Raw genomic sequence first — 26,013 nt, forward strand, 5'->3', positions numbered from 1 at the left:
ACTGGGAACCAAATCATTAACGCATCCTTGGGAACAAGAATATGGAGAATTAAAAGTTTTTTCTAAAAAAACTGGCAAGACAATGTCTCACCAGTTTTAAATTTGTTTATTTATTTTTTAGGTTCTGCTGTACCAACACGTTTGATATCGGCGCCAACACCGCATAATTTTTCTACTAGACCATCGTAGCCACGGTCAATGTGATGAAGATATCCCACTTCTGTTTCCCCCTCAGCCACTAAACCTGCTAATACTAAAGCAGCTCCGGCTCTAAGGTCTGTCGCTTTCACTGGACAGCCAGTTAATGCCGCTACTCCCTCGACTACTGCACTTCGCCCATCAATTTTGATATTGGCCCCCATGCGTTTTAGTTCATCTACATGCATAAAACGATTCTCAAATACAGTTTCACTCACTACGCTTGTCCCTTGAGATACTGTCGTCATTGCCATAAATTGAGCTTGCATGTCTGTAGGAAAACCAGGATATGGCAAGGTTTTGATATCAATGGCTCGCAGCTTGCCATCACTTTTAACGCGTATACCATTTATATCTTCTTCAATGGTTACACCAGCTTCCTTTAATTTCGCAATCACTGGCTTCAAATGTTCAGGTAAAGCATTCTCAACATATAAGTCACCACCAGTCATGGCTGCTGCTACCATATAAGTACCAGCTTCGATACGATCAGGAATAACTTCATAGGTTTTGCCGGTTAATTCAGGTACACCTTCAATCTTGATTACATTTGTACCAGCACCACGAATACGTGCACCCATGGTATTTAGATAATTAGCCAAATCAACAATTTCTGGTTCTTGGGCAGGATTTTCTAAAATAGTCTGCCCTTTCGCCATACTGGCTGCCATCATAATATTTTCGGTAGCACCAACGCTAGGAAAATCCAAATAAATTCTAGCACCAATTAAGCCGTTAGGTGCTGTGGCTTCAATATAACCATGCCCAATATCAATTTTAGCTCCTAAGGCTTCTAATCCTTTTAGATGCAAATCAATTGGACGTGTACCTATTGCACAACCACCAGGCTGAGAGATTTTAGTATGCCCATAACGAGCCAACAGTGGACCCATAATCGTAAAAGAAGCACGCATTTTTCGCACCAATTCATAAGGTGCTTCACAACTGCTAATAATTGTACTATCTACAAACATCGTTTGTTCTGCTTTATTATACTGCGTTGCTACCCCTAAGTGCTTAAGCACTTGGGTAAAAGTACGCACGTCTTCCAAATCAGGTATGCCTTCAAGAGTGCTTGGTGATGTCCCAAGTAATGTTGCCGCTATAAGGGGCAGCACTGCATTCTTTGCTCCACTAATTTTAATGGTTCCGTATAATTTGTTACCTCCGCGGATAACTAATTTCTCCATAAGGTTATATCCTCCCAAAAACACTACTAAAATAGATTGTAGAAAAAGTTCAATTTCACAAATTAGTATTCCCGAGTAATAATCGGCGACCCGACAATCACATAGGTACGATTATCATACTGACTATAGCGAATTGCAATATTTATATTGATTTTTTTGCCGCCAACTTGCAGATACTCCTGAATTGCAGAAGAAAAACCAGTAACACTTACATACTGTTCTTGCTGGAGTTGATCAACAATGGCACCATCGATTGCCAAGAAAGCACTTTTTAAGATACTCTCTGACTCTCCATCCATTAGTTTACCATCAAGCCAGCCAATCAAGCAAGTGCTAATCCTTGGTGAATCACCAAATTTTTTTACAATCCTATTTATTTTTTCTTGTAAGAGGATAATAGAGGTATATTCTTTGGTCAATAACTCCATATTAATCACTAGATATGCTTCTTCTCTTGCGCTATTTTTCTGGTTGGGAACAACTTGAGCCATTACAACAACATGATCGCCGGATCTAATGCGCTCCGCCTTTACAATCCGATTTTTATTTCTTTGCTGATGAATTATCTCATCGCTTTTAGAGTCCATTGCTAATTGCTCCATAACTTGCACTACTACCGTTTGCAATTCCTCATCGCTGTAATGATCTTGCGGCAATTTCACCCATGCATTTATGCTGTATTCCTCCAATTGTGCGCCAGTTGCTTTCATGGCGGCAGGTAATGGTTCTGACGAGGCAGCAGGCGCATATCCTATGGCAGCAAATAAGACTAGCAATAAACATCCGATTATTACTCCCAATCTAAAAATAGTATTCATTCTTCCCATCCTTTAAAAGCAGGTTATCTTTTACTCTATATGCCTATTCTTGCCACTTGTTCGATGGGATATACAAAAAGCAGACTGAGTATCATTCACTACCCAGTCTGCTTTTTGTATTTGATTTACATTTTATGTTTATTATGCTCTGCAACCCGCAAGCGAACCATAGCTCTTTTGAGGGCGACTTCCGCTCTAGCAACATCTGAGTTACTATCACGCAAACGACTCTCCGCACGTGCTTTGGCCGTTTCGGCCCGCTCAACATCAATTTCCTCTGGAAGCTCCGCACAATTTGCTAATATCGTAATTTTTTCAGGCTGCACCTCAATAAAGCCACCACACATGGATATTGGTATCTCTTCACCATCTGTAATGATGCGAAGAGGCCAGATCGCCAATGCAGCAATCAGGGGAGCATGCCCTGGAAGAATACCAACATCCCCAGCTGTCGTCCGAGCAATCACCATACTAACCTCAGCAGAAAAAGCCATTTTCTCTGGGGTAACAATATCCAGCCGAATTGTTTTCGCCATTTATTATTCCCCTTTCATTGTCCGTGCCTTTTCCACCACTTCATCAATGGAACCAACCATATAGAAGGCGCTTTCCGGCAAAGCATCGTATTTGCCGCTTAAAATTTCTTTAAAGCCTCGAATGGTTTCTTTTAATGGCACGTATTTACCTGGCGTACCCGTGAAAGCTTCTGCCACAAAGAAAGGCTGACTTAAGAAACGTTGTATTTTACGTGCTCTGGATACGGTAAGTTTGTCTTCATCCGATAATTCTTCCATACCCAAGATGGCGATAATATCCTGTAATTCTTTATAGCGCTGCAGCACTTCCTGCACACCCCGAGCCACATGATAATGCTCTTCCCCAATAATGTTAGGATCAACAATTCGGGATGTGGAATCTAAGGGATCCACTGCAGGATAAATACCAAGCTCCGAAATTTGTCTGGATAGTACAGTCGTAGCATCCAGATGGGCAAAAGTTGCCGCAGGAGCTGGATCTGTCAAGTCATCTGCAGGTACATATACGGCTTGTACGGAAGTAATCGAACCTTTTTTCGTGGAGGTAATACGTTCTTGTAATGCCCCTACATCTGTCGCCAATGTTGGCTGATAGCCTACTGCTGACGGCATACGTCCTAACAATGCAGAAACTTCTGAACCGGCTTGAATAAAGCGGAAAATATTATCCACGAAGAACAATACATCCTGACCACCTACATCACGAAAATATTCTGCCATAGTAAGACCTGTTAAAGCAACCCGCATTCTGGCTCCTGGCGGTTCATTCATCTGTCCATATACCAATGCGGTTTTTTCAATAACACCAGACTCTTGCATTTCTACCCAAAGATCATTCCCTTCACGGGTACGTTCACCTACGCCCGCAAATACAGAGTACCCGCCATGTTCCGTGGCAATGTTGCGAATAAGCTCCATGATCAGTACGGTCTTTCCTACACCCGCGCCACCAAACAAGCCAATTTTACCACCCCGGGAATAAGGAGCGATCAAGTCTACGACTTTAATACCCGTTTCCAGAATTTGTGTTGATGTCTCTTGCTCTTCGAAACTTGGTGCTGGACGATGAATGGGCCAATGATCTTCCGCTTCTACCGGGGCTTCATTATTGTCTACTGTATTACCTAGTACATTAAATACCCGGCCCAGCGTACTTTTACCCACAGGAATTTTAATTGGGGCGCCAGTATCTATCGCTTGCATACCGCGAGTCAAACCATCTGTAGAAGACATAGCAACGCAGCGAACAAGATTGTCTCCAAGATGCTGCATAACCTCTACCGTTAGGCTGACTTCTACGTCTGTAGACGTATCTGCGATTTTAACAGAGTTATAGATGGCAGGTAGCTGCTCCGGAGGGAATTCAATATCAACAACAGGTCCAATAACCTGTATCACTTTACCTGTACTCAAAGGGTTCCCCCTCCTTTTCTTTTTACTTCAACGCTTCGGCGCCGCCCACGATCTCGGAAATTTCCCGAGTAATGGTAGCCTGACGAATCTTATTATAATTTAAAATCAATTTTGCAATTAATTCTTCTGCATTATCAGTGGCAGAACCCATGGCTGTCATGCGAGCTCCCAGCTCACTAGCGGATGCCTGAAGCAATGCCCCATAAATCGTCGTTTCTAAATATTGAGGAACTAAGTGATTCAGAACTTCTTCCGCTGAAGGCTCAAAAATGTAGTCTGAAGGATTGGCATCCGCATCCGATGCCGCCACATCTTCAATGGGCAAAAGCTTTACACTGGTAGCCTTTTGGGTAATCGCAGAATGAAATACGGTGTAGACCAAATGGATCTCATCATATCTGCCGCTTTTAAACCCTTCCCCTACAGATCTGGCGATGTTGATCGCATGCTGCAGGGTAGGTTTTTCCGAAAAGCCGGTAAATTCTTCATCGATGCGATAGCCGCGTCGTTTAAAATAATCTCTGGCCTTACGCCCAACGGTAATCACACTGCTGTTTGCCTTACCTGCAATACGGGGCAACACTTCTTTGATCACATTAGAAGAATAGGCACCTGCTAATCCCTTATCAGCGCTTAGCACTAAGTAAGCAATGTTTTTGACTTCTCTTACTTCCAGCAAAGGATGAGAAAGATCACTTGCATGACTAGCTACGCTTGCCAGCACTTCTCGTACTTTTTGTGTATAAGGAAGACTTGCAGCAGCTTTTTCTTGGGCCCTGCGCAACCTTGCGGCCGCCACCATTTTCATAGCCTTGGTAATTTGTTCAATATTTTTTACGCTTTTTATACGGCGGCGTATATCCTGTGCATTAGGCATTTACATCACCTCGCCGTTTTATCATCAGTAAGAAATGTTTCTTTAAACTCTTTAATCGCTTCTTTTAGCGCATTTTCCGTATCGGTAGACAGAACTTTTGATTCCCTGATGGTTTCTCCAATAGCAGGATGGTTAGATCGTAAGAACTTGATAAAATCACGCTCAAACTTAGCCACATCCGCCACAGGAACATCATCGATATAGCCATTAATGGCCGTATAAATAATCATGACTTGTTCTTCCACCACTATCGGAGAGTATTGAGGCTGTTTTAATACTTCAATGGTACGTTGTCCTCTATCTAAAGAAGCTTTGGTGTCTTTATCAAGATCAGAACCAAACTGAGCAAAGGCTGCCAATTCCCGATATTGTGCCAAATCAAGACGCAAACGTCCTGCGACTTGTTTCATAGCTTTAATTTGAGCAGAACCCCCTACCCGGGATACTGACAAGCCAGCATTAATCGCCGGTCTGACACCCGCGTAGAACATTTCACTTTCCAGGAAGATCTGACCATCCGTAATGGAAATTACATTGGTGGGGATGTATGCGGATACGTCGCCTGCCAATGTCTCAATGATTGGCAATGCGGTAATGGAACCACCGCCTAATTCATCAGATAGCTTAGCTGCCCGCTCCAACAAGCGAGAATGCAAGTAGAAAACATCACCCGGATACGCTTCACGTCCTGGAGGACGACGCAGTAATAATGACATGGCACGATAGGCTACCGCATGCTTGGATAAGTCATCATATACGCAAAGTACATGACCACCTTTGTACATAAAGTACTCACCGATGGCGACACCAGCATAAGGGGCTATGTACTGCAATGGCGCACTGTCGGATGCCGAGGCAACAACAACAATGGAGTAAGCCATAGCGCCGCTTTCTTCTAGGGTATGCACTACACGAGCTACCGTAGATGCTTTTTGCCCAATTGCCACATAGATGCAAATTACATCCTGCCCTTTTTGGTTCAGAATTGTGTCAACGGCAATGGCTGTTTTCCCGGTACCACGGTCTCCAATAATCAGCTCACGCTGTCCGCGACCAATGGGAACCATCGAGTCAATAGCCTTGATACCGGTTTGCAGGGGCTGCTTAACGGATTGACGAGCTGCAATACCTGGAGCCAAAAATTCAACGGGGCGAAACTCCGTTGTCTGTATGGGACCTTTTCCATCAATGGGCTGACCGAGTGCATTGACGACTCGTCCAACCATTGCTTCGCCAACAGGAACCTGCATGATACGACCTGTACGACGTACAGTATCGCCTTCTTTAATTAAGGTTTCTCCCCCTAGTAAAACCGCACCTACATTGTCTTCTTCAAGATTCAGTACCATGCCATATACTTCATGAGGAAACTCTAATAATTCACCTGCCATCGCTTTGGCGAGACCATGAATACGAGCAATACCATCTCCAACCTCAATAACAGTACCAATATCATCGACATTAAGGTCTACTTTATAATTTTCAATCTGCTGCTTAATAATCGCAGTTATTTCTTCTGGCCTGATTTTCATATTTAGTCTGTCACCTCAATCCCCGTCACTTCATTATTTAAAAGCGCTTTTTTCAATGTCGCTAATTGACGAACCACACTGCCATCGATGAGCTTATCGCCAATCTTGACAATGATTCCTCCAATAATCCCTTGATTAATTTGTGTTTTCAATACGATTGTTTTGCCCGTTACCAAACTTAATTTATTTACAAGTGCTGTATGCTGGCCTTCATCTAGAGGTAAGGCTGTAGTTACTTCAGCCTCCACAATATTGCGAGCCTGATTTGCCAGTTTTACATATTCATAAATAATTGCTGGTAAAATGCTTTCCCGTCGTTTGTCCACCAGTAACAATAAAAAGTTAAGGACAAAATCATGAATGTCTTGTCCAAAAACTTTATGAATGGTTTCTTTTTTCACTTGGGCCAGTACCTGGGGATGATACATCAATGTCGATAGGTCGTCATAAGAGGCAATTGTACTTTCTACAAAATGCAGCTCTTGTTCCGTTATATCCAGCATATCTTTTTCAGCGGCCAATTCATAAAGGGCCTGAGCATATTTTACGGCTAACTGATTGGCTAGCATGGCAGACCACCTATTTTCTGTTCATCGAGTTTTTCAATAAAATCAGACACAATGCTAGCGTTTAATTCGGTATCCATTTTTTCTTTTACAATTTTAGTTGCAGCTGCCATAGACATAGCTACCACTTCACTGCGAAGCTGTGCTAGAGCTAACTCACGTTCTCGCATCACTTCTTCTTGGGCTTTTTGCAAGATATGAGCGCTTTCTGCTCGTGCAGATTTTAAAATTTCTTCTTTATTTTCTTCTGCCAATTTCTCAGCGGTTTCCACAATTGCTTGTGCTTTAGCTCGCGCTTCTACCAAATGCTGCTTATATTCTAGTTTTAGTTGTTCAGCTTCTCGTCTGTCACGTTCTGCGGTATCAATCGCATCCGCAATTTTTTGTTGACGATCTGCCAAGCCTTGCATTAACGGTTTATAGGCAAATTTAGCAAGGATGACAACTAAAAGCAGGAAATTCACAATTTGCGCTAGTAGCGTCCCATTCAATTCAACCAATGAAAGCACCTCCTCTTTGATCGGTATAAAGGAGACACTGGCAAGAACTTTTCAAGCCAGCAACCTTATATAAAAAACCTTATTTTATAAACGGATTCGCAAATACCAATACAATGGCAATTACAGCAGCAATAATTGGAATCGATTCGATCAAACCTACTGAAATCAACATATTAACCAAAATTGTACCTTTGGCTTCTGGCTGCCTAGCCATCCCCTCAATCGCCTTTGCCGTTACAGCACCATCACCAATACCAGCACCAATTGCAGCCAAACCAATGGCAAATCCTGCCCCTAAAACGGAAGCAGCCACGATAATTGCATGTTCCACAATAAATTCCTCCTTAAATATCTTTTTAATTTATTTGATTATCATCTGTATTCACAATCTTTACGCCTTACCTAATGACCGTCTTGCATTGAGTTTGAAAGATAGGATATTGACAACATGGTAAAGATAAATGCTTGTACAATACCAACAAACACACTAAAAGCCAGCCATAACGTAGGTACAAAATAAGGTACCAGCATGCCTAATACCAGTAATAGAATTTCTCCAGCCAAAATATTACCGAATAAACGAAATGATAATGTAATTGGCTTGGCAACCTCTTCAATAATATTAATCACTACAAAAGGTATATAGGGCTCAAAAAAATGTTTGATATACCTTGTAAACCCTTTGTTTTTGATTCCTAGAACATGAACGATTGCAACAATCATTAATGCTAATCCTAGTGTCGTATTAATATCATTGGTTGGCGATGTAAAACCCGGTACTAGTCCGAGTTCATTACCTACTACTAAGAATAAAAATAGTGTGATAATGAGCGGAGCTAGTTTTTGACCTTTTGGTCCCATGTTTGTCTCCACTTGTTCCAGTAAATAAACGACAGCCATTTCTAAGAAATTCTGCCAGCCTCGCGGCCGAAGTTCAATTCTCCTGGTTGCGGCTATCGCCAGTACAATGACAATTGCCATCGTAATCCAAGTCATGATTAGCGTATCCATATTAAAGGTCAAACCTGCAAAATGGGCTAAGGGATGACTTCCAATTTCATGACCGTGTTCCATATCCTCCCTCCTTTCTTGTTAGTACAATATGCTAAAACGCTAAATTGCGTCTATGCAACTATGATTTTACGAAAAACCTTTTTGTTACAAGCACTACAGCTTGTAAGAACAAAACAATCTGCAGACTAAATAAGCCAAATACTGCTGACCAAAAATCAATTCCTGGCAGTTTTATTGACAATAACAGCATCGCAACAATAAAACTCAACCGTATGAGCCAACCTATTTTTGTATATAGTAACGCCTGATTTACAGGCATTTCAGCACTTTTCTTTATACGATACCCCATTAATAAAAAATAAATCGCACTAGTGAAAATTCCAATAATGAGTCCGGCTATTTTTTCAGAATGTCCTGTAAAATAAGCCGCAGCACAGATCAAACTACCCCATACTAACATTTGCATGATTGTCTTTTTAATTTCTACAACATATTCCTGCATATCGATCCAGAAAGTAATGAATTACTCTCTATTTTCCTCCCACCACTTTCTTATATATGGACCACATTCCCGCTATCATACCGAGCACAATGCCCCACACAGTTCCCCAAGGAGCAATAGAAAAATACCCATCTACAAACCTGCCTAACAATATGCCTGCTGCTACAGAGGATACAAAATAAAAACCAATGGATGCCGCTGTATTAAATGCACTTAACAATGTGTTCTTATCTTTTCGCATGGCATCTACCTCTATATAATCTTTTCATTCATAATTGTTAGTATTGCTCGAATTGACCTGCAACTATAAGTTTTACGATTGGGAAACCAGTATTAAAAAATCATCAAAAACATCCTTACATGATAAAATGATTCGAGTCATTTTTTCTAATAGTTTAATTTTCGACAGCCACCAGGAAACTCCTGCCATTATCTATGTATACAATGGCATTTTCTTGCCCTTTTTTTTGTCTTTTTTACACAAGCATATTCCAATCTAATGTAATAAATAAACAGCTCTAAGATTCCCTTCTTTTTAGTGGGAGCCTCAGAGCCACAAATCCGGCAAATAGGCGTTCCTAGAACTCAAAAAGAGTAGTCTTCACCTGTATCAATCTTTTTTTATCCTAAGATCGCAAGAATCACCAAACTGACTTGGTTTTTCTTGGAAAAAGCCATATTTCCATAAAATCGTTTCTACAATTCGTCTGGAAGCTTGTCCATCGCCATAAGGATTGCAAGCATTTGCCATACGATCATATTCCCCCGAATCAGCTAGTAATAATCGTGTCTCTTGATACACTCTATCTTTATTCGTACCAATCAACTTTACAGTTCCGGCTTCAATCGCTTCTGGGCGTTCTGTATTATCCCGCAATACCAACACAGGTTTTCCTAAGGCAGGAGCTTCTTCCTGCACACCGCCGGAATCAGTGAGAACAAGGTATGAACGAGCCAATAAGTTGGCGAATGGCTGATACTCTAGAGGATCAATTAATTTCACCCTTTCAATACCGCCTAATTCGCTATTGACAACATCCCGTACAAGAGGATTTTTATGGACTGGAAAAACAACTTCCACATCTTCAAACTCTGTCACAATATCTCGTAAGGCTTGGTATACATGCCTCATGGGCTCCCCTAAATTTTCACGTCGATGAGTCGTTACTAAAATAACCCGTTTTTTTGTATAATCGATATTCGCCAAGACTTCCTCGGCAAATCGATAGTTTTTGTCCACAGTCGTCAGCAGCGCATCAATTACAGTATTACCCGTAACAAAAGTAGCATCGGCTGTTATTGCTTCTCTTATTAAATTTTCTTTTGCCGTTTTTGTTGGAGCAAAATGGATATCGGTCAAGGAACCTGTTAATTTACGATTCATTTCCTCAGGGAATGGTGAATATTTATTATGAGTCCTAAGACCAGCCTCTACATGACCAACAGCTGTTTGGTGGTAAAATGCAGCCAATGCTCCCGCAAAAGTAGTGGTTGTATCTCCATGCACCAAAACAATGTCAGGCTTTTCCTTACTTAGCACTTCATTTAGCCCATACATAGCCCTGGAAGTGATATCAAATAAGGTTTGTCCTTGAGACATAATATCCAGATCATAGTCTGGCACAATGTGAAATAATTGTAGTACTTGGTCTAACATCTCTCTATGTTGGGCAGTAACTGCTACAATCGGTATAATATGTTCTGAATGCTTGTTGAGTTCTAAAATAACCGGAGCCATTTTAATTGCTTCTGGCCTTGTCCCAAATACGGTCATTACTTTAATACGTGACATATACATACTCCCCCTTTAATCCACTTGAAAAATATTTTAAACGCAGATACAAAGAATAGAACATAAACAAAACATTTCTTCGAGTTTAAGCACTTTTAAATTAGATATAGAATAAAAATGAGCAGGCATAATGCCCGCCCAAAATGTATCCTCAGTGACTTTCAATTGACTTCGTTGCCTTTAGGACACCTATTTTTTTCGCACCAACAAAGGCAATACCCAGCAAAACAACAATAATAAGCGCCCCAAAGGATTTATTCACCTCGGTTAAGGCAATGGCACTCAAACCTAAACAGCCGCTCATAACATACATTAATAATACGGCTTGCTTTTGCGTAAGCCCCATCTCTAATAATCGATGATGCAAATGCCCTTTATCGGGTTTAAAAATAGGACGTCCACTCATGTAACGGCGAATAATTGCAAAAGCCGTATCCAAAATCGGCAAACCTAAAGCTACAATCGGTACAATCAAAGCAATGGTAGCCGCACTTTTCACAGTACCGAGAATGGATATCGCAGCTAACATATATCCTAAAAACATACTTCCTGTATCACCCATAAATATTTTCGCTGGATTGAAATTATGCTGTAAAAAGCCCAATGCACTCCCAGCTAACGCTGCTGTTAACACAGCCACAGTCCAGAAATTTTGCTGCAACGCCACTAACAGAATCGTAACTGACGCAATGGTAGATACTCCTGCCGCCAATCCGTCCAATCCATCAATCAAGTTAACTGTATTAGTTAAGCCAACCACCCACAAAATCGTCAGTGGTATTGCCAAGTACTCTACATAAATCATTTCGCCAAAAGGATTGGTTAGCCACTCAATCTTAATGTCGAACATGACCAGAACAGCCGCTGCTATGATTTGACCTAACAGCTTCACCCTCGCTGGCAATGGCTTTAAGTCATCAATAATACCTACGATTAGAATGACTGTACCGCCTACTAGCAGCCCCATAACCTCACGACTTACGTACATACTTGCTAACACAGCCAACACGAAGGCTGCATAAATAGCCAATCCACCCATCCGGGGAATGGGTTTAGTATGCACTTTTCGATCATCTGGAGCATCCAATGCTCCGACTTTTATCGCAAAATCTTTTACCCGCGGTGTTGCAAAGTAAGCAACCGCTAAAGCAATCGTAAACGCCACAATATATGTTTGCATAATTAGCACCTCATTTCTACGCAACAATCCCATTTTACATCACGCTAATACCCTTGTCAAACGGATTCTACTTTAGTGAAATTCATTTGCTTCAATCACATGCAATAACCCTTTCGCCTGAGTTTGGCTATGTGTCCTGCTAATAGCTCTTCCATATTAACCTGATATTTTTTTGCCAGAATATACATCATGGTAAAACAACATTGAGCCACGTCTAATAGCTCATAGGCACAGCCTAACAAGGCAGCCTGCACTCCTAAGTCTGGCTTTTCACCTGATGCCCCTGATCGTTTTCCCAAGAATTGCGTAAATTCCCCTATTTCTTCTTGAATTTTGCAAACCGTCGTTAAAAGGGTCACATCATCTAAAATGAGCCTAGGTAAATTTAAATACTTAAATGCACCTACCGTTGTAATACTATACAAAAGCGTATGATCAAACAAATATCCTTTACGTGTCAATTTCCCAATATGTTCATCAATTAAGGCATCCACTTCTACATCATAGGATTCTTCCATAACAAACAACATGGTAACACATGTTTGCGCTACATCTAATAACTCGGTTGCTACTTCTTCTAACAATTCTTCTGCGATTACTGGAATATTCTCCTTAGCAGACAGCATATTCTCATATGGCAAGAAGTGCAGCACTGCTCGGGCTAATTCACCGGCTTCTTCCATAATCTTCAGCAGCGTTGAATCTAAGGTAGGAGTTAGATTATTCAGCTTTGGCAGATAAATCGACTCAATCACAATGCTCCTCCTAGGATAAAATTACATTTCCTCTTTTGGCATGTATACTACTTCAATAGAAGATAGTGCAAACCAATCTGTATGGGGATTATAATCTCTCCCATATACTACTTTTGTAATACCAGAAGTAATGATGAGCTTCTGGCATTCAGGACAGGGCCTATCAGTACAATACAAAGTAGCTCCTTGCCTTTCATCAGGAGTGCACTCCAGCAAGGCATTGGGCTCCGCGTGAATGCAGCGTATACAATGTCCATCCAGCATAGCGCAGCCATCATCAAGACAATGAGGCAACCCCGCCGGACTGCCGTTATAGCCAGTCCCTTTGATTCTTTTATCTTTTACGATCACAGCGCCCACCTGCCGTCTTAAGCAAGTACTGCGCTCCGCTACCTGAAATGCAATATCCAAAAAATATAAATCCCAGTTCTTCCGCATAAATGTCCCCTCTAATTAACTATTCATCATAAATGCTATACATACTTCTTTCCAATTATACTATAAAAAAGGAAAAAAAAGAATTAGCGAATACGAAAATGCTTAACGCATTCTTTAAAACAAATAAAACGAATTGAACCACAAAGACGCAAAGGACACTAAGGGATTCTTTTATACTTTTTCTCCTTTGTGTGCCGCGGACAGCGGCATTGCGCCTTTGTGGTTCATAATATCCCTTCGCGGTTCATTATTTTTTTCATAAATAAGCGCATTGTTTTCAATAATCATCATATTATTTTTGTAAATACATGTACTTTTTTTCAGCATATGTGGTATTCTAAAAAATACAGTGTTCTTTAAAATAGCAAGGAGGAAACATTCGATGAAAGAACTTTTAGAATGTCTAGAAAAAGACCATACCCAAACCCCGGAGCAATTGGCAATTATGCTAAATAAACCTGCAGAGGAAATTGCCGCACTGATAAAAAAATATCAAGATGAAAAAATCATTGTAAAGTACCAAACCATCATTGATTGGGAAAAGGCGGGCGTGGATAATGTCACCGCTGTAATTGAAGTAAGAATTACCCCTCAGCGTGAAGTAGGCTTTGATGCCATCGCTGAACGCATTTATCGTTATTCGGAAGTACGCAGCTTGTATTTAATGTCAGGAGGTTACGATTTATCGGTTACCGTAGAAGGGACCAGCCTAAAAGAAGTAGCCGATTTTGTTTCTACCAAATTATCTACAATCGATGGGGTTGTCAGCACTACAACTCATTTTATGCTAAAAAAATATAAATTTGCCGGGGTTATTATTAATGATGAAGAAGAAGAGCATAGGCTGGTGGTATCACCATGAATTGGTCTGATCGCATAGCGCCAACCGTTAAAGCCATTCCGCCTTCAGGCATCCGTCGCTTCTTTGACATCGCTGCCGAAATGAAAGGAGTAATCTCCTTGGGTGTTGGTGAGCCGGATTTTATCACGCCATGGCATATACGAGAAAGCTGTATTCACGGCTTGCACCGCGGCTATACTTCCTACACTTCCAATTATGGACTGCTCGAGCTTCGTGAAGAAATTGCCAAATCCCTACATAAGGATTATCAGGTAACCTATGATCCCCGCCAAGAAGTCCTTGTAACCGTCGGGGTTAGCGAAGGTCTTGATTTGGCCATGCGGGCCCTGCTAGGCCCTGGTGATGAAGTCCTTGTTCCTGAGCCCTGCTATGTATCTTATAAATCCTGCGTCACATTAGCAGGCGGCACTCCCATTACTATACCAACCAATGTAGAAAATGAATTTCGGATTACGGCAGAGCAATTAGAAGAATATGTGACGCCTCGTACCAAAATATTACTCATCGGTTATCCCAATAATCCCACCGGTGCGATTATGAGCAGAGATGACTTAGAAGGCATTGCTGCTTTTGCACTAAAACATGATCTCATTGTTATTTCTGATGAGATCTACGCCAAATTAACCTATGATGGCACTCATACTTGTTTCTCCAGTTTACCCGGCATGCGAGATCGCACCATCGTGTTAAATGGTTTTTCCAAAGCCTATGCCATGACAGGCTGGCGTATTGGTTATGCAGTTTCCAATGTTGATTTCATTGCTGCCATGACGAAAATCCATCAGTATACGATGTTATGTACTCCCATCACAGCGCAAATTGCAGCGATTGAAGCCCTAAAGAGCGGCGAAAAGAACGTAGAACACATGGTATCAGAATACAATTATCGCCGTCGTTTAATTTTCAATGGATTTCGCCAAATGGGCCTGGATTGTTTTGAACCCAAGGGAGCATTTTATATTTTCCCTTCTATTAAGAAGACAGGTCTAACGTCTTTAGAATTTGCCGAACAACTTCTCATGACTGAAAAAGTAGCCTTAGTGCCAGGGGATGCCTTTGGTGAAAGCGGCGAAGGCTTTGTCCGCTGTTCCTATGCTACCTCTACCAAAAATATTACAGAAGCCCTGGAACGCATCGGACGATTTATTGAAAGTCTCAAAAACACTGACGCGTCCAAGACATAAGCGAACCACAAAGACGCAAAGGACACAAAGGGTTTATTTATATCTTTTGTGTTCCCCTTTGTGTGCCGCAGATGCGGCATTGCGTCTTTGTGGTTCGTAAAATTTATGGTTTAATAATTTTATCATACATTCCAATGATACTATAAACGAAGAGACCAAGCTACAGTGCTTAGGTCTCTTTGTTTTACTATATATCCATAAATGTATCCAGTGGTGAATTCGGCTTCAGCATGGGGGTAACGATCTGCTCCGTGGGGATTTTGACAATAATCACCCGAGGACAGTTGCTTTCCACTGCAGCGGAAAATGCTGCTAAGAATTCTTCTTGCGTTGTAGTCAATGTACCTTCAATGCCAAAGGCTTTTGCAAAGCAGACAAAATCCATCGGCACCGGCAATAAAGACTCCGAATACCGCTGTTTATAAAACAGCTGCTGTAATTGACGCACCATTCCCAAAGAACTGTTATCCACAATAATCGTAATCAAAGGCAATCCCTGACTCGCTGCGGTAAAGAGTTCACAACCCGTCATTTTTATGCCCCCATCACCGACAATGGCGATCACCCGCTTCGTCGGCATGGCTACCTGAGCACCAATGGCAGCAGGAAGACCAAATCCCATCGTACCTAAGCCGCCAGAAGTAATCCAAGAACGAGGGGTCTCGATGTGGAGATTCTGAGCCGCCCACATTTGATGCTGCCCTACATCTGTCGCAAAAATGAATGGTTTGCCCTTTGTTCTTTCAGCTACTTGCTTTAGCATCCATGTGGCTGAAAGATCATTTCCATCCGGTTTTGCTGCAAATTCTTGTTTCCATTCCTGGATCACATTCCACCATAGACAGGGATTAAGAGGCTTCATCCGCTCGTGCAGTGTCGTTACCAATTGCTTCACATCTCCCGCCAGAGGAATATGGGTGGAAACATTCTTATCCAATTCGGCAGGATCTACATCAATGTGAATTAGCGTTTTTCCTTCTGCATATTTAAACTTATTACCTGTTACCCGATCATTGAAGCGGCTGCCGATGGCGATTACCACATCAGCACCATGAACGGCAAGATTGGCTCTTTTATGTCCGTGCATCCCTGTTAATCCTAAGAATAATGGATGTTCAGAAGAAAATGATCCCAGCCCCATCAGAGTGCTCACAACAGGAGCATTCATCTTTTCAGCTAAGGCAACAACCTGTTCATAAGCACCAGATGAAACTACACCGCCGCCAACGATCATTACAGGCTGTTTTGCTGATTCCAGCACTGCTACCGCCTTATCGATCAGCGAACTTCCCAGTTCTGATAATTCCCATTGAAATTTAGGTTTGTTTTTTTCCTGATCTTCTTCTTTGTTGAAGGTAAACAGGTTTGTTTGAATATCACTGGGTATATCAATCAGTACAGGACCCGGACGTCCTGAAGAGGCAATCCGAAAAGCAAAACGCATGATTTCCGGTAAGGTTGCAGCATCTTTAACTAGAAAATTATGTTTCGTTATCGGCATCGTAATCCCAGTGATGTCCACTTCTTGAAATGCATCAGCACCAATTAGATCTGTAGAAACTTGACCCGTGATAACGACTAAGGGTACTGAATCCAAATAGGCATTCGCAAGACCAGTTACTAAGTTGGTAGCTCCCGGACCGCTGGTGGCGATACAAACTCCTACCTTGCCACTAGCACGGGCATAACCATCTGCCGCATGGATAGCCCCTTGTTCATGCACCGTAAGGATGTGGCGTATCTTTCCTTCATATATCGCATCATACAGGGGCAGAATACGTCCTCCAGGATAACCAAAAACCGTATCGACTCCTTGCTCTAATAAACAATCTATGATCCCCTGGGCACCAGATATCTTCATACAAGTCACCTCCTAACGAAGATGTTAACCAAGTTGTTTCTCAATCAAACTCGTTATTTCTTCCGTTGAAACTTTAGTTGAACCAGGTTTATACAAATCGGCTGTACGATATCCTTGAACCAAGACTTGATCCACGGCTTTTTCAATTGCTGCCGCTGCTTCTTCGGCACCTAATGAGTAACGAAGAAGCATGGCGGCGGATAAGATGGTCCCCACCGGATTGGCCAAGCCCTTACCTGCGATGTCAGGAGCCGAACCATGGATCGGTTCATATAAGCCCGTACCATCGCCAAGACTAGCCGACGGCAGCATGCCAATAGATCCTGTAAGAACAGCAGCTTCATCACTTAATATATCGCCAAACAGGTTGTTAGTTACAATTACGTCAAACTGCTTTGGTGCCAAAATTAACTGCATAGCACAATTATCAACATAAAGGTGACTCAAATTGACATCAGGATACTGTGCGGCAGTCTTTTGCGCTGTTTTACGCCATAAACGTGAGGAAGCCAAGACATTGGCTTTATCTACAGATACTACCTGTTTGCGCCGTAATTGAGCTGCCTGGCAGGCCAGCTTTACAATCCGCTCCACTTCAGGAGTGCTATATATTTCTAGATCCGATGCTTGCTCCACACCGTTTACCACTGCCGCTTCATTTTTCGCGCCATAATAAATACCGCCATTTAATTCTCGTACTAATAAAATATCCACACCAGAAATTGCCTCTGGTTTTAAGGGGGAAAATTCAATTAATGCTTCTGCTACACGGATGGGCCGCAGGTTCGCATATAGCCCCAACTCTTTGCGCAATCCTAAAATCGCTTTTTCCGCTCGAATTTCCGGAGCAACCTGATCCCACTTAGGACCGCCAACCGCTCCAAGAAGTATGGCATCTGCCTTCTTCGCTGCCTGGATGGTACTATCAGGCAGAGGAAGACCATAAGCATCGATGGCCGCGCCGCCAGCCAAGTGACGCTCAACATGCAATTGTATTCCACTCTTACCTGCTGCTTTTTTTAGTATACAGACAGCAGCTGTTGTTATTTCTTCCCCAATACCATCACCAGGGATCACAACAATTCGTTTCTCACTCATCATTTTTTCTCCTTGACCTACTAAATCAACTGCAGCATGAAATAATCCTGCAGCTACTATTTACTTCACCAGCATCACTCCGCGGTGACTTTCTTAAGCCTCGGGATAACCACATGCTGTCAATCGTTTATTAATCGCATTAATATACGCTCTGGCGCTTGCTTCAATCACATCTGTGCTTAAACCTCGTCCATTATATACAGCGCCATTGTACTCGATCCATACAGTCGATTCCCCTAAAGCATCTTCGCCAGCAGTAATGGCTTTTAATTGATAATCTTTTAAGCCAATAGCAAAACCTACCGCCTGTTCAATCGCCTTAAATACTGCATCTACCGGACCATCACCGCAGCTCGCCTCTTCCGTGATACCATTACTTGTCTCTAATCGCACAGAAGCTGTTGCAGCATTTGCACTGCCGCTGCTCACGACTTGATAAGAAACTAAACGATACCAGGCAGGATGGACAGAAGGTTTGTCAATAATCAAGGCTACAATATCCTGATCAAACACCACTTTTTTGCGATCCGCCAAGTCCTTAAATTTGGCAAACAGCATATTAACTGTTTCACTGTCCAAATTATAATCCAGCTGCTTTAGACGTTCTTCAAAAGCATGTCTGCCGGAATGTTTCCCCAGCACAATGGAATTACGACTCATGCCAATCACTTCAGGAGAAATAATTTCATAGGTTAGCGAGTTATTCATAACACCGTGTTGATGTATGCCAGACTCGTGAGCAAAAGCATTATCACCAACTATTGCCTTATTAATCTGCACATCCACACCTGTTAATGCACTCACTTGCGTAGAGGCACGATAAATTTGTTTTGTATCAATGCCAGTGGTTACTTTATAGTAATCACGGCGAGTATAAAAGGCCATAATCAGCTCTTCCAATGCAGCATTTCCAGCCCGTTCACCCAATCCATTGATCGTGCACTCCACTTGGTTAGCACCAGCTTGCACAGCAGCCAGAGAATTGGCCACAGCCAATCCTAAATCATTGTGACAATGAACACTAATATCGACCTTATCAATACCAGGCACATGTTCCCGTAAATGACGAATTAAGGCACCGTATTCATCAGGTGTTGTATACCCTACTGTATCAGGTACATTAATAACCGTCGCACCTGCTGCGATGGCTTTGCCATATACCTGGCAGAGAAAACCCCAGTCTGACCGAGAAGCATCTTCCGCGGAAAATTCAATATCCTCGATAAATTGTTTCGCATAGCGAACCGATTCCTCTGTAGCCGCCAAAACCTGATCCCGGGACATTTTCAATTTATATTCCATGTGAATATCACTAGTGGCTATAAACGTATGAACCCGAGGACGCTCAGCCTTCTTCAAAGCTTCCACCACGGCATCAATATCTTTTTTATTGGCTCTTGATAAGCCTGCAATTACAGGGCCTTTTATACATTCTGCAATTTGACTGACACCTTTAAAATCCCCTGGAGAAGCAATGGGAAAACCAGCTTCAATAATATCCACATTTAATTTAACCAGACTTCGGGCAATTTCCAGTTTTTCATGCATATCCAAACATACGCCAGGCGTCTGCTCACCGTCACGTAGTGTGGTATCAAAAATCTTAATTCTGCGTTCCATACCAACACCTCTGTCCTACTATTTTTTCTTCAGCCAGCTCATCATACCGCGCAATTCTTTACCCACTGTTTCAATTTGATGCTCTGCTTCACGGCGTCTAGTTGCAGAAAATTCAGGACGATTTGCTTGATTTTCCAAAATCCAGTTTTTCGCAAATACACCGTTTTGTATTTCTGTTAAGACTTTTTTCATTTCTATTTTTGTTGCATCTGTTACAATGCGATTACCAACCATATAATCACCATATTCAGCCGTATCGCTGATAGAGTAACGCATAGCTGCCATACCGCCTTCATACATAAGGTCTACAATCAATTTCAATTCATGCAAACATTCAAAATAAGCAATCTCAGGCTGATAACCAGCTTCTACTAACGTTTCAAAACCGGCCTTTACTAAAGCAGTAGTACCACCGCACAAGACAGTTTGCTCACCAAAAAGATCTGTTTCTGTTTCTTCTTTGAAAGTAGTTGTCAATACTCCTGCTCTTGTACCGCCAACACCCCATGCATAAGCTAAGGATAAAGCTTCGGCCTGACCTGACGCATCTTGATATACAGCCTTCAAACATGGCACTCCGCCGCCTTCTTGGAATACACGGCGCACTAAATGCCCAGGACCTTTAGGAGCCACCATAAATACATCTACATCCGCTGGCGGAGTAATCTGGTTAAAATGAATATTAAAGCCATGGGCAAAAGCCAAGGCAGAGCCAGCTTTCAAATTTGGTGCGATTTGCTCTTTGTAAATTTTAGCTTGTTTTTCATCAGGAACTAAAATCATAACGACATCAGCAGCAGCTACTGCTTGAGCAACTTCCTGAACCTCTAGACCATCACTTTTTGCTTTCTCCCAAGATTTACTGCCCTCGTACAAACCTACAATTACTTTTACTCCATTATCATGTAAATTCAGTGCATGAGCATGCCCTTGGCTTCCATAACCAATAATCGCCACCGTTTTTCTTGTAATTAATTCTACTACCGCATCTTTGTCATAATACATTTTACTCATTTTCATCATCTCTCCTACATTTTAATATTCTTATGTTATATAAAACAGCCTCTTACTTTTCTAGAGCTAGCCTCTTTAGAATTTGAGAGGTGGTTTTGCCCTATACCTTAACTTGGGTTGCATCGAATAAATCACTAATTTCACATTTTTCTTTTTCATAGATACTACAGTCACCTCGTTGCAAGCCAACAACGCCTGTACGAATCATTTCTAAGATTCCATAGGATGATAAAGCATCAATTAATGCATCCGTATTGGTTTTCCCACTAGTTATTTCTACCATTAGAGTCTCATTTGAAATATCCACGACCTTGGCTCCAAAAGTTTCTGCCAGCTGCAAAACTTCTAACTTCTTATCTTGCTCCGCCTTGACTTTTATCATCGCCATGTCTCTTACGACTGCGGTATTAACAGGCAGGATCTCTACGGCCCTTACTTCTACCAATTTTTCTAATTGCTTCACCACCTGTGCTACAATCGCGTCACTCCCTTGCATGACCGCTGTAATACGCGAGTATTCTGGGACATGAGTAGTACCTACGGCTAAACTTTCAATATTAAACCCTCGGCGAGAAAACATTCCAGCTACTCGTACCAATACCCCCGATTGATTCAGTACTAAAATTGAGATTGTATGATGACCCATTCCATCCACCTCCATTTTATTGCTTAGTAAAAACAAAAAAACCACCGAAAGGTTCCCACTATAAGAATAGATTTGTCTATTCTTTGCTGAAACAATCATGTATACGACAGGCTTCAGCAGTGAGAAAATTTCCGCAGAGTCTTTTATACTCACGGTGTAATCCGCATACGCGCATTTGTATCGCTCGGTCCAGTCCTTTTTACAGCGGAACCCTAGATACTCTTTCTCGTTACGACGTTGTAACTTTTTTTTACACTTCAAACGACAACGTTACTCTATTGCCAAGACCAATCGGCTGTATACTCAACTCTTTTTACCGGTCACCTTTTCCTATTGGCGATTACACATCAGATTATACATAGTTTAAACATTCTCATGCCAATGCATACAAGTCCTCCTTCAGTAAATATGAACCTGCAGCATGAACAAATAAGGAAAATATCCTTCACAGAAATACAAACTTATTCTACATGACTACCTATGTGTAACATTTTAAGCCATTATACCAGTCATCACAGAGAAAAAGCAAGATTATTTTACTGTTTTACCATAATATTTAAAAGAAAAATGTATTGCACCTTTTCATATTCCTCAGTATAGAGAAAACATCCCATTGCTTGCTAAGCAGAATCCAATTCAGTCAGCCGGGTTAATGACCAGCTAATTCCTCCCAAATATATACCTGCATAGCAGAAAACCCTTACTATTCCTTTGTGTTTTAAAAGGACAGCAAGGGTTCTCTACTGTATTATTATTAAAATAGCATGAATAAATATCGTAATCATTTTAAATATAAGCAACAAATAAAAATTCGAAGTATTTAGACCATTTTTAACTTTTATATACTGTTTTTTCTTCTGCTTGTTTTATCTCTGCAAAAAGCTCGTTTACCAACTCTTTGCCAATTTGATTTTTATATCGATCAATTACCGGCTTAACCATTTCTTGAATTCTAGCTATCTCCATCGAACTAATTTGCCCTATGGACATACCGTTTCTTTCTAATGCTTGCAAATTATCCTTTTTCCTTTTCCGATTCACCTCAGTGGTATATAAGGCACCTTCTTTTGCAGCCTGCTCGATAATAGGTTTATCTTCAGCTGGAACAATGTCCCATAGCTTCTTCGAGTACATCAGTATAAAAGGTGAATACACATGATTGGTGAGCGTTAAGAACTTCTGCACTTCAAAAAATTTATCGTCATAGATCGTAGCAATAGGGTTTTCCTGACCATCTACCTCTTTTAACCGCATAGCATTGTATAAATTCGCAAAAGGCAGCGGTACTGGGTCTGCTCCCAAAGCCTTCCAAGTATCGATATGAAGATCATTCTGCATGGTTCTAATCTTCAGTCCGCGAAAATCCTCTAATCCCTTAATAGCGTGCCGCGAGTTGGTCGTATTGCGAAATCCGCTTTCAGCAAATGTCAGACCATAAAATCCGTATTGATCAAGCATATCCAGCAGTTTTCTGGCAAAAGGTCCGTGAAGTATGTAATCTGCTATGCTCTCATTTCTAATCAAGAATGGGAAATCAAAAATCATAAATCGTTTATCTAAGCCTGCCAGCGTCGGCAAAGCCGGATATGTCATTTCTAGACTTCCTTCTTTTAGCTTTTCAATCATAACTATAACGCCCCTGAGTGCGTTCATGCAGGATTTGTCCAAATCTCTCCATACCCGCATAGCATACAGACTTATCTGTCATTTCAAACCCAACGCGTAAGGTTTTTGTATTCGAAAAATGAAATCGAAAAACTGCTTGTTCCAAATTTCCGGCCAAACGAGATAACTGTTGAGTACCACTAGCGATTTGGGCAACAGACGTGGTGATTTGCTCGCTGCTAGCAGCCGCTGTTTGCGTTGCTGCAGCAGATTGCTCAGCAATCGCAGCCACACCGTGCACAGTTGACATCAAATCAGCAGCAGCTTCTGCCTGATTATCGGCAAGCAATGTTACCTCTTGTAATTTAATACGGGATTTCTCAATATCGGATCTTATATCTGCAAAGCTAACATTCGCCTCCGTAATTGTATTTACACCTGTATTCATACTTTCCTGCGTTGTTTCAAAGGCTACCACTACATGTCCAATATCAGAAAGCATACTTTCGACAATTTCATTAATTTGACCAGCCGCATGGCGAGATCGGTTGGCAAGCTCACGAACCTCCTCTGCGACAACTGCAAACCCTCTGCCTTGCTCTCCTGCTCTTGCTGCCTCAATCGCTGCATTCAATGCTAGTAAATTCGTTTGTGCAGTAATGCTATTGATAAGCTTGATAATTTCTCTTACTTCTTGCGATTTCCCCTTAAGTTCTCCACCCAGGCGTACATTATACTGAGCAGTTGCTGCAATTTCATTGACAATATTTCTCGACCGTCCTATTGCTTCGCTCCCCTGTTGGACTGACGCCACAATTTGCTGTGTAATTTGCAATAAAGATTGCAACCCTGCTGCCGTATTTTTTGCTAATTCAGAAACTTGATCTGTTTTGCTAGCAGCATTTTGCGCCATAGTACCCGTTTCCTGAGCACCTGAAGCAAGTTCAGCTACTGTCATTGATATTAGCCTTATATCGCGACTAGTCCCATCCGAGACAGATGCAATTTCTACGCTTTTTTTTGACACTTCTGCCGCTTCATCAGTCACTAAACCCAAGAGTGTACGTAGATATTCCAATGCAGAGTTAATTGATGTTGTTATTTCTCCTAATTCGTTATTACCTGCACATTCCAGCGAAACTGTCAAATCTCCATCCTTCATGCGGGAAGCTTGTTCTGAAACTATTTTCAAAGGTCGAATGATTCGATGCAATAGTATTGAGTTGAAAGAACAAGATAGTAAAACTCCAATCGTTAAGAATATGCTATACACATCAAATCCGGATAAAATGATATACATTAGTAAAACAAGTACTAATATGGGCGATAATACAAAAAATAATTTCATATATTTTTCTTCCATAATCTAACGCCTCCTCCGATTTGTTCATTAACAATACAAATGGTTGCATAACATCATTCATAACAAATCTTTCAAAGCACTAACCATCTGTCAAAAGTGATACTTCACCTGTGTCAGGATGAATCATCAGTCCATGAATAGGAACATTCCTTGGAATAATAGTCGTTTTACGCAGTGCATCCACCAGTTTCTTAACCTCTTCCTCACTATCGTGAACTTTGTCCAGCCAAGCAATTGCTTCTTCCTCAAATTTACGAATCTGCCTCTTATCAATCCCTCGGTTTTGCATCTTTTGTTTCAGCATGCCTGGGGATATCATCATTTGACAACAAAATACTCCAAAAGTTATTCAATGAGCGCTTCAGATATAGAATCAGAAGCGCTCATTGAGCCAAGTATACGATCCAAGCCTTAGTCGTTTTTTACTAACACTTTACTAGTAACTCTTATATGATAATCCTTTATTCTATGCATTTACTGCAACAGCATGCATAGGTTCCTGATGACTTAGAACACGTACAACTTCTTGGGCGGCGGTAACGCTGCATCGTGTAACAGCATCTTCCGTGTATGCTCCACAGTGAGGAGTTAACACTACATTAGGCAGTGTAAGCAGCGGATGATCCGGTGCCGGCGGTTCATGAGTCAAAGTGTCCGCACCATAGCCAGCTATCATTCCTGTTTTCAATGCGATATAAAGGTCTTTCTCATCTACCAGTTCACCTCTAGCCGTATTGATGATAAAAGCAGACTTTTTCATGCTTGTCAAAGTACGCTCATTAATAAGGCACTTTGTATCAGGGGTAACGGGTAAATGCATTGTTAAAAAGTCAGCTTTTTCTACTACTTCTTCTAAGGAAAGATATCTCACATTATAATTCTGGCATAACTCAGGTTTCTGCCAAACATCAAAAGCTATAATTTCCATACCAAAAGCATGTGCTCTTTTTATCACTTCGCTGCCAATATTCCCTGTACCCAGCACCCCTAATACTTTTCCATATAATTCACAACCTAAATTACGTTTCCAACTGCCTTGACGAACTTGGGCATCCTGACCCGGTATTGCTCTTGCTAGAGACAACATCAAGCCGAATACTAATTCGCAAACCGATATGGTATTAGTTCCTGGTGCAAGGGTAACGGGGATACCTAGCTTTGCAGCAGCTTTTACATCTACTTTGTTATATCCCACACCATTTCTGGCTATTATTTTTAATCCAGGCGCTCCTGCTTCAATAACCTTGTCAGTAATTTCATCTAGACCGGCAATAATCGCATCCATACCGGGAATAATGCGAATCATCTCAGCCTCTGACTTAACACCATCACTAACATGAGTGATAATTTCATGCCCTGCATTTTCTAGTATTGCCTTGCCTTCTTTATTAGCAGCAACTGAACGGGCCGTAATTAATACCTTTGCCATACTCTATGCCCCCTAGCAAT

At 41.5% G+C, this 26,013-nt stretch carries 27 protein-coding genes; 2 read left to right on the forward strand and 25 right to left on the reverse strand.

Annotated elements, in window-relative coordinates:
- Window positions 1–110: 110 nt before the first annotated feature.
- The 16 genes from murA to LMF89_RS02450 all read right to left on the reverse strand — a co-directional run bounded on the left by murA (window position 111) and on the right by LMF89_RS02450 (window position 13,311).
- Entirely contained in the window at window positions 111–1,388 is a 1,278-nt protein-coding gene (gene murA, locus LMF89_RS02375; protein ID WP_229533729.1) for a UDP-N-acetylglucosamine 1-carboxyvinyltransferase, read from the reverse strand.
- Between the two features lie 62 nt (window positions 1,389–1,450).
- Window positions 1,451–2,206, reverse strand: a complete 756-nt coding sequence (locus LMF89_RS02380; RefSeq protein ID WP_229533730.1) for a YwmB family TATA-box binding protein — start codon at window positions 2,204–2,206, stop codon at window positions 1,451–1,453.
- A gap of 125 nt (window positions 2,207–2,331) precedes the next feature.
- A complete protein-coding gene (locus LMF89_RS02385) occupies window positions 2,332–2,742 on the reverse strand; it encodes a F0F1 ATP synthase subunit epsilon (RefSeq protein ID WP_229533731.1) in 411 nt (136 codons plus the stop codon).
- A gap of 3 nt (window positions 2,743–2,745) precedes the next feature.
- Window positions 2,746–4,155, reverse strand: coding sequence for a F0F1 ATP synthase subunit beta (gene atpD / locus LMF89_RS02390; protein ID WP_229533732.1), 1,410 nt, complete (start codon window positions 4,153–4,155; stop codon window positions 2,746–2,748).
- Between the two features lie 22 nt (window positions 4,156–4,177).
- Window positions 4,178–5,032 (reverse strand): ATP synthase F1 subunit gamma, encoded by an 855-nt coding sequence (atpG, locus tag LMF89_RS02395; protein WP_007958873.1) that lies wholly within the window; start codon window positions 5,030–5,032, stop codon window positions 4,178–4,180.
- Between the two features lie 5 nt (window positions 5,033–5,037).
- Window positions 5,038–6,564, reverse strand: coding sequence for a F0F1 ATP synthase subunit alpha (gene atpA, locus LMF89_RS02400; protein WP_229533733.1), 1,527 nt, complete (start codon window positions 6,562–6,564; stop codon window positions 5,038–5,040).
- 2 nt (window positions 6,565–6,566) lie between these two features.
- Window positions 6,567–7,133 (reverse strand): F0F1 ATP synthase subunit delta, encoded by a 567-nt coding sequence (locus LMF89_RS02405; protein ID WP_229533734.1) that lies wholly within the window; start codon window positions 7,131–7,133, stop codon window positions 6,567–6,569.
- Window positions 7,127–7,630 (reverse strand): F0F1 ATP synthase subunit B, encoded by a 504-nt coding sequence (gene atpF / locus LMF89_RS02410; protein WP_229533735.1) that lies wholly within the window; start codon window positions 7,628–7,630, stop codon window positions 7,127–7,129. The genes LMF89_RS02405 and atpF overlap by 7 nt, the downstream gene beginning before the upstream one ends.
- A 79-nt stretch (window positions 7,631–7,709) precedes the next feature.
- A complete protein-coding gene (atpE, locus tag LMF89_RS02415; protein ID WP_007958865.1) occupies window positions 7,710–7,961 on the reverse strand; it encodes a F0F1 ATP synthase subunit C in 252 nt (83 codons plus the stop codon).
- Between the two features lie 71 nt (window positions 7,962–8,032).
- Window positions 8,033–8,704 (reverse strand): F0F1 ATP synthase subunit A, encoded by a 672-nt coding sequence (atpB, locus tag LMF89_RS02420; RefSeq protein WP_007958863.1) that lies wholly within the window; start codon window positions 8,702–8,704, stop codon window positions 8,033–8,035.
- Window positions 8,705–8,762: 58 nt separating this feature from the next.
- Window positions 8,763–9,146, reverse strand: coding sequence for an ATP synthase subunit I (locus LMF89_RS02425; RefSeq protein WP_229533736.1), 384 nt, complete (start codon window positions 9,144–9,146; stop codon window positions 8,763–8,765).
- A 28-nt stretch (window positions 9,147–9,174) separates the two neighbouring features.
- Window positions 9,175–9,387, reverse strand: a complete 213-nt coding sequence (locus tag LMF89_RS02430; RefSeq protein ID WP_229533737.1) for an AtpZ/AtpI family protein — start codon at window positions 9,385–9,387, stop codon at window positions 9,175–9,177.
- Between the two features lie 369 nt (window positions 9,388–9,756).
- Complete coding sequence (gene wecB, locus LMF89_RS02435; RefSeq protein WP_229533738.1) at window positions 9,757–10,938, reverse strand: non-hydrolyzing UDP-N-acetylglucosamine 2-epimerase; 1,182 nt, start codon at window positions 10,936–10,938, stop codon at window positions 9,757–9,759.
- Window positions 10,939–11,089: 151 nt separating this feature from the next.
- A complete protein-coding gene (locus LMF89_RS02440) occupies window positions 11,090–12,118 on the reverse strand; it encodes a glycosyltransferase family 4 protein (RefSeq protein WP_007958856.1) in 1,029 nt (342 codons plus the stop codon).
- Window positions 12,119–12,213: 95 nt separating this feature from the next.
- Entirely contained in the window at window positions 12,214–12,873 is a 660-nt protein-coding gene (locus LMF89_RS02445) for a nucleoside triphosphate pyrophosphohydrolase family protein (RefSeq protein ID WP_229533739.1), read from the reverse strand.
- Window positions 12,874–12,894: 21 nt separating this feature from the next.
- A complete protein-coding gene (locus tag LMF89_RS02450) occupies window positions 12,895–13,311 on the reverse strand; it encodes a deoxycytidylate deaminase (protein WP_229533740.1) in 417 nt (138 codons plus the stop codon).
- Between the two features lie 382 nt (window positions 13,312–13,693).
- Here LMF89_RS02450 and LMF89_RS02455 point away from each other — a divergent pair, with 382 nt between their 5' ends.
- Window positions 13,694–14,173, forward strand: coding sequence for an Lrp/AsnC family transcriptional regulator (locus LMF89_RS02455; protein ID WP_229533741.1), 480 nt, complete (start codon window positions 13,694–13,696; stop codon window positions 14,171–14,173).
- Window positions 14,170–15,357: an aminotransferase class I/II-fold pyridoxal phosphate-dependent enzyme gene (locus LMF89_RS02460; RefSeq protein WP_229533742.1), complete on the forward strand. Its 1,188-nt coding sequence runs from the start codon at window positions 14,170–14,172 to the stop codon at window positions 15,355–15,357. Before LMF89_RS02455 ends, LMF89_RS02460 begins: the two co-directional genes overlap by 4 nt.
- 187 nt (window positions 15,358–15,544) lie before the next feature.
- Here the strand turns inward: LMF89_RS02460 and ilvB are convergent, their stop codons facing one another.
- The 9 genes from ilvB to LMF89_RS02505 form a co-directional block, all read right to left on the reverse strand.
- Window positions 15,545–17,218: a biosynthetic-type acetolactate synthase large subunit gene (ilvB, locus tag LMF89_RS02465; protein WP_229533743.1), complete on the reverse strand. Its 1,674-nt coding sequence runs from the start codon at window positions 17,216–17,218 to the stop codon at window positions 15,545–15,547.
- Between the two features lie 24 nt (window positions 17,219–17,242).
- Complete coding sequence (gene leuB / locus LMF89_RS02470; protein ID WP_229533823.1) at window positions 17,243–18,316, reverse strand: 3-isopropylmalate dehydrogenase; 1,074 nt, start codon at window positions 18,314–18,316, stop codon at window positions 17,243–17,245.
- 93 nt (window positions 18,317–18,409) lie between these two features.
- On the reverse strand, window positions 18,410–19,936 hold the full coding sequence (locus LMF89_RS02475) for a 2-isopropylmalate synthase (RefSeq protein ID WP_229533744.1): 1,527 nt from the start codon (window positions 19,934–19,936) through the stop codon (window positions 18,410–18,412).
- Window positions 19,937–19,954: 18 nt separating this feature from the next.
- Window positions 19,955–20,950 carry a ketol-acid reductoisomerase gene (gene ilvC / locus LMF89_RS02480; RefSeq protein WP_229533745.1) on the reverse strand — a complete coding sequence of 332 codons (996 nt, stop codon included), beginning with the start codon at window positions 20,948–20,950 and terminating at the stop codon, window positions 19,955–19,957.
- Window positions 20,951–21,050: 100 nt separating this feature from the next.
- Window positions 21,051–21,596 carry an acetolactate synthase small subunit gene (gene ilvN, locus LMF89_RS02485; protein ID WP_229533746.1) on the reverse strand — a complete coding sequence of 182 codons (546 nt, stop codon included), beginning with the start codon at window positions 21,594–21,596 and terminating at the stop codon, window positions 21,051–21,053.
- A gap of 831 nt (window positions 21,597–22,427) precedes the next feature.
- The gene (locus LMF89_RS02490) at window positions 22,428–23,222 is read right to left on the reverse strand and encodes a DctP family TRAP transporter solute-binding subunit (protein WP_229533747.1); all 795 of its coding nucleotides are present in this window, start codon (window positions 23,220–23,222) and stop codon (window positions 22,428–22,430) included.
- On the reverse strand, window positions 23,215–24,564 hold the full coding sequence (locus LMF89_RS02495) for a methyl-accepting chemotaxis protein (protein ID WP_229533748.1): 1,350 nt from the start codon (window positions 24,562–24,564) through the stop codon (window positions 23,215–23,217). The genes LMF89_RS02490 and LMF89_RS02495 overlap by 8 nt, the downstream gene beginning before the upstream one ends.
- A gap of 79 nt (window positions 24,565–24,643) precedes the next feature.
- Window positions 24,644–24,886, reverse strand: coding sequence for a carbonic anhydrase (locus LMF89_RS02500; RefSeq protein WP_229533749.1), 243 nt, complete (start codon window positions 24,884–24,886; stop codon window positions 24,644–24,646).
- 144 nt (window positions 24,887–25,030) lie between these two features.
- Window positions 25,031–25,993, reverse strand: a complete 963-nt coding sequence (locus LMF89_RS02505) for a phosphoglycerate dehydrogenase (protein WP_229533750.1) — start codon at window positions 25,991–25,993, stop codon at window positions 25,031–25,033.
- Window positions 25,994–26,013: the final 20 nt, after the last annotated feature.

Source organism: Pelosinus baikalensis, from assembly GCF_020819555.1.
Classification (GTDB): domain Bacteria; phylum Bacillota; class Negativicutes; order DSM-13327; family DSM-13327; genus Pelosinus; species Pelosinus baikalensis.

What these genes read in the sequence shown, in the direction of transcription:
- murA (WP_229533729.1), bottom strand. Translation starts at nt 1,388, where the DNA reads ATGGAGAAATTAGTTATCCGCGGAGGTAACAAATTATACGGAACCATT.
- LMF89_RS02380 (WP_229533730.1), bottom strand. Translation starts at nt 2,206, where the DNA reads ATGAATACTATTTTTAGATTGGGAGTAATAATCGGATGTTTATTGCTA.
- LMF89_RS02385 (WP_229533731.1), bottom strand. Translation starts at nt 2,742, where the DNA reads ATGGCGAAAACAATTCGGCTGGATATTGTTACCCCAGAGAAAATGGCT.
- atpG (WP_007958873.1), bottom strand. Translation starts at nt 5,032, where the DNA reads ATGCCTAATGCACAGGATATACGCCGCCGTATAAAAAGCGTAAAAAAT.
- atpA (WP_229533733.1), bottom strand. Translation starts at nt 6,564, where the DNA reads ATGAAAATCAGGCCAGAAGAAATAACTGCGATTATTAAGCAGCAGATT.
- LMF89_RS02405 (WP_229533734.1), bottom strand. Translation starts at nt 7,133, where the DNA reads ATGCTAGCCAATCAGTTAGCCGTAAAATATGCTCAGGCCCTTTATGAA.
- atpB (WP_007958863.1), bottom strand. Translation starts at nt 8,704, where the DNA reads ATGGAACACGGTCATGAAATTGGAAGTCATCCCTTAGCCCATTTTGCA.
- LMF89_RS02425 (WP_229533736.1), bottom strand. Translation starts at nt 9,146, where the DNA reads ATGCAGGAATATGTTGTAGAAATTAAAAAGACAATCATGCAAATGTTA.
- LMF89_RS02430 (WP_229533737.1), bottom strand. Translation starts at nt 9,387, where the DNA reads ATGCGAAAAGATAAGAACACATTGTTAAGTGCATTTAATACAGCGGCA.
- wecB (WP_229533738.1), bottom strand. Translation starts at nt 10,938, where the DNA reads ATGTCACGTATTAAAGTAATGACCGTATTTGGGACAAGGCCAGAAGCA.
- LMF89_RS02440 (WP_007958856.1), bottom strand. Translation starts at nt 12,118, where the DNA reads ATGCAAACATATATTGTGGCGTTTACGATTGCTTTAGCGGTTGCTTAC.
- LMF89_RS02450 (WP_229533740.1), bottom strand. Translation starts at nt 13,311, where the DNA reads ATGCGGAAGAACTGGGATTTATATTTTTTGGATATTGCATTTCAGGTA.
- LMF89_RS02455 (WP_229533741.1), top strand. Translation starts at nt 13,694, where the DNA reads ATGAAAGAACTTTTAGAATGTCTAGAAAAAGACCATACCCAAACCCCG.
- LMF89_RS02460 (WP_229533742.1), top strand. Translation starts at nt 14,170, where the DNA reads ATGAATTGGTCTGATCGCATAGCGCCAACCGTTAAAGCCATTCCGCCT.
- ilvB (WP_229533743.1), bottom strand. Translation starts at nt 17,218, where the DNA reads ATGAAGATATCTGGTGCCCAGGGGATCATAGATTGTTTATTAGAGCAA.
- leuB (WP_229533823.1), bottom strand. Translation starts at nt 18,316, where the DNA reads ATGAGTGAGAAACGAATTGTTGTGATCCCTGGTGATGGTATTGGGGAA.
- LMF89_RS02475 (WP_229533744.1), bottom strand. Translation starts at nt 19,936, where the DNA reads ATGGAACGCAGAATTAAGATTTTTGATACCACACTACGTGACGGTGAG.
- ilvC (WP_229533745.1), bottom strand. Translation starts at nt 20,950, where the DNA reads ATGAGTAAAATGTATTATGACAAAGATGCGGTAGTAGAATTAATTACA.
- ilvN (WP_229533746.1), bottom strand. Translation starts at nt 21,596, where the DNA reads ATGGGTCATCATACAATCTCAATTTTAGTACTGAATCAATCGGGGGTA.
- LMF89_RS02490 (WP_229533747.1), bottom strand. Translation starts at nt 23,222, where the DNA reads ATGATTGAAAAGCTAAAAGAAGGAAGTCTAGAAATGACATATCCGGCT.
- LMF89_RS02495 (WP_229533748.1), bottom strand. Translation starts at nt 24,564, where the DNA reads ATGGAAGAAAAATATATGAAATTATTTTTTGTATTATCGCCCATATTA.
- LMF89_RS02500 (WP_229533749.1), bottom strand. Translation starts at nt 24,886, where the DNA reads ATGATGATATCCCCAGGCATGCTGAAACAAAAGATGCAAAACCGAGGG.
- LMF89_RS02505 (WP_229533750.1), bottom strand. Translation starts at nt 25,993, where the DNA reads ATGGCAAAGGTATTAATTACGGCCCGTTCAGTTGCTGCTAATAAAGAA.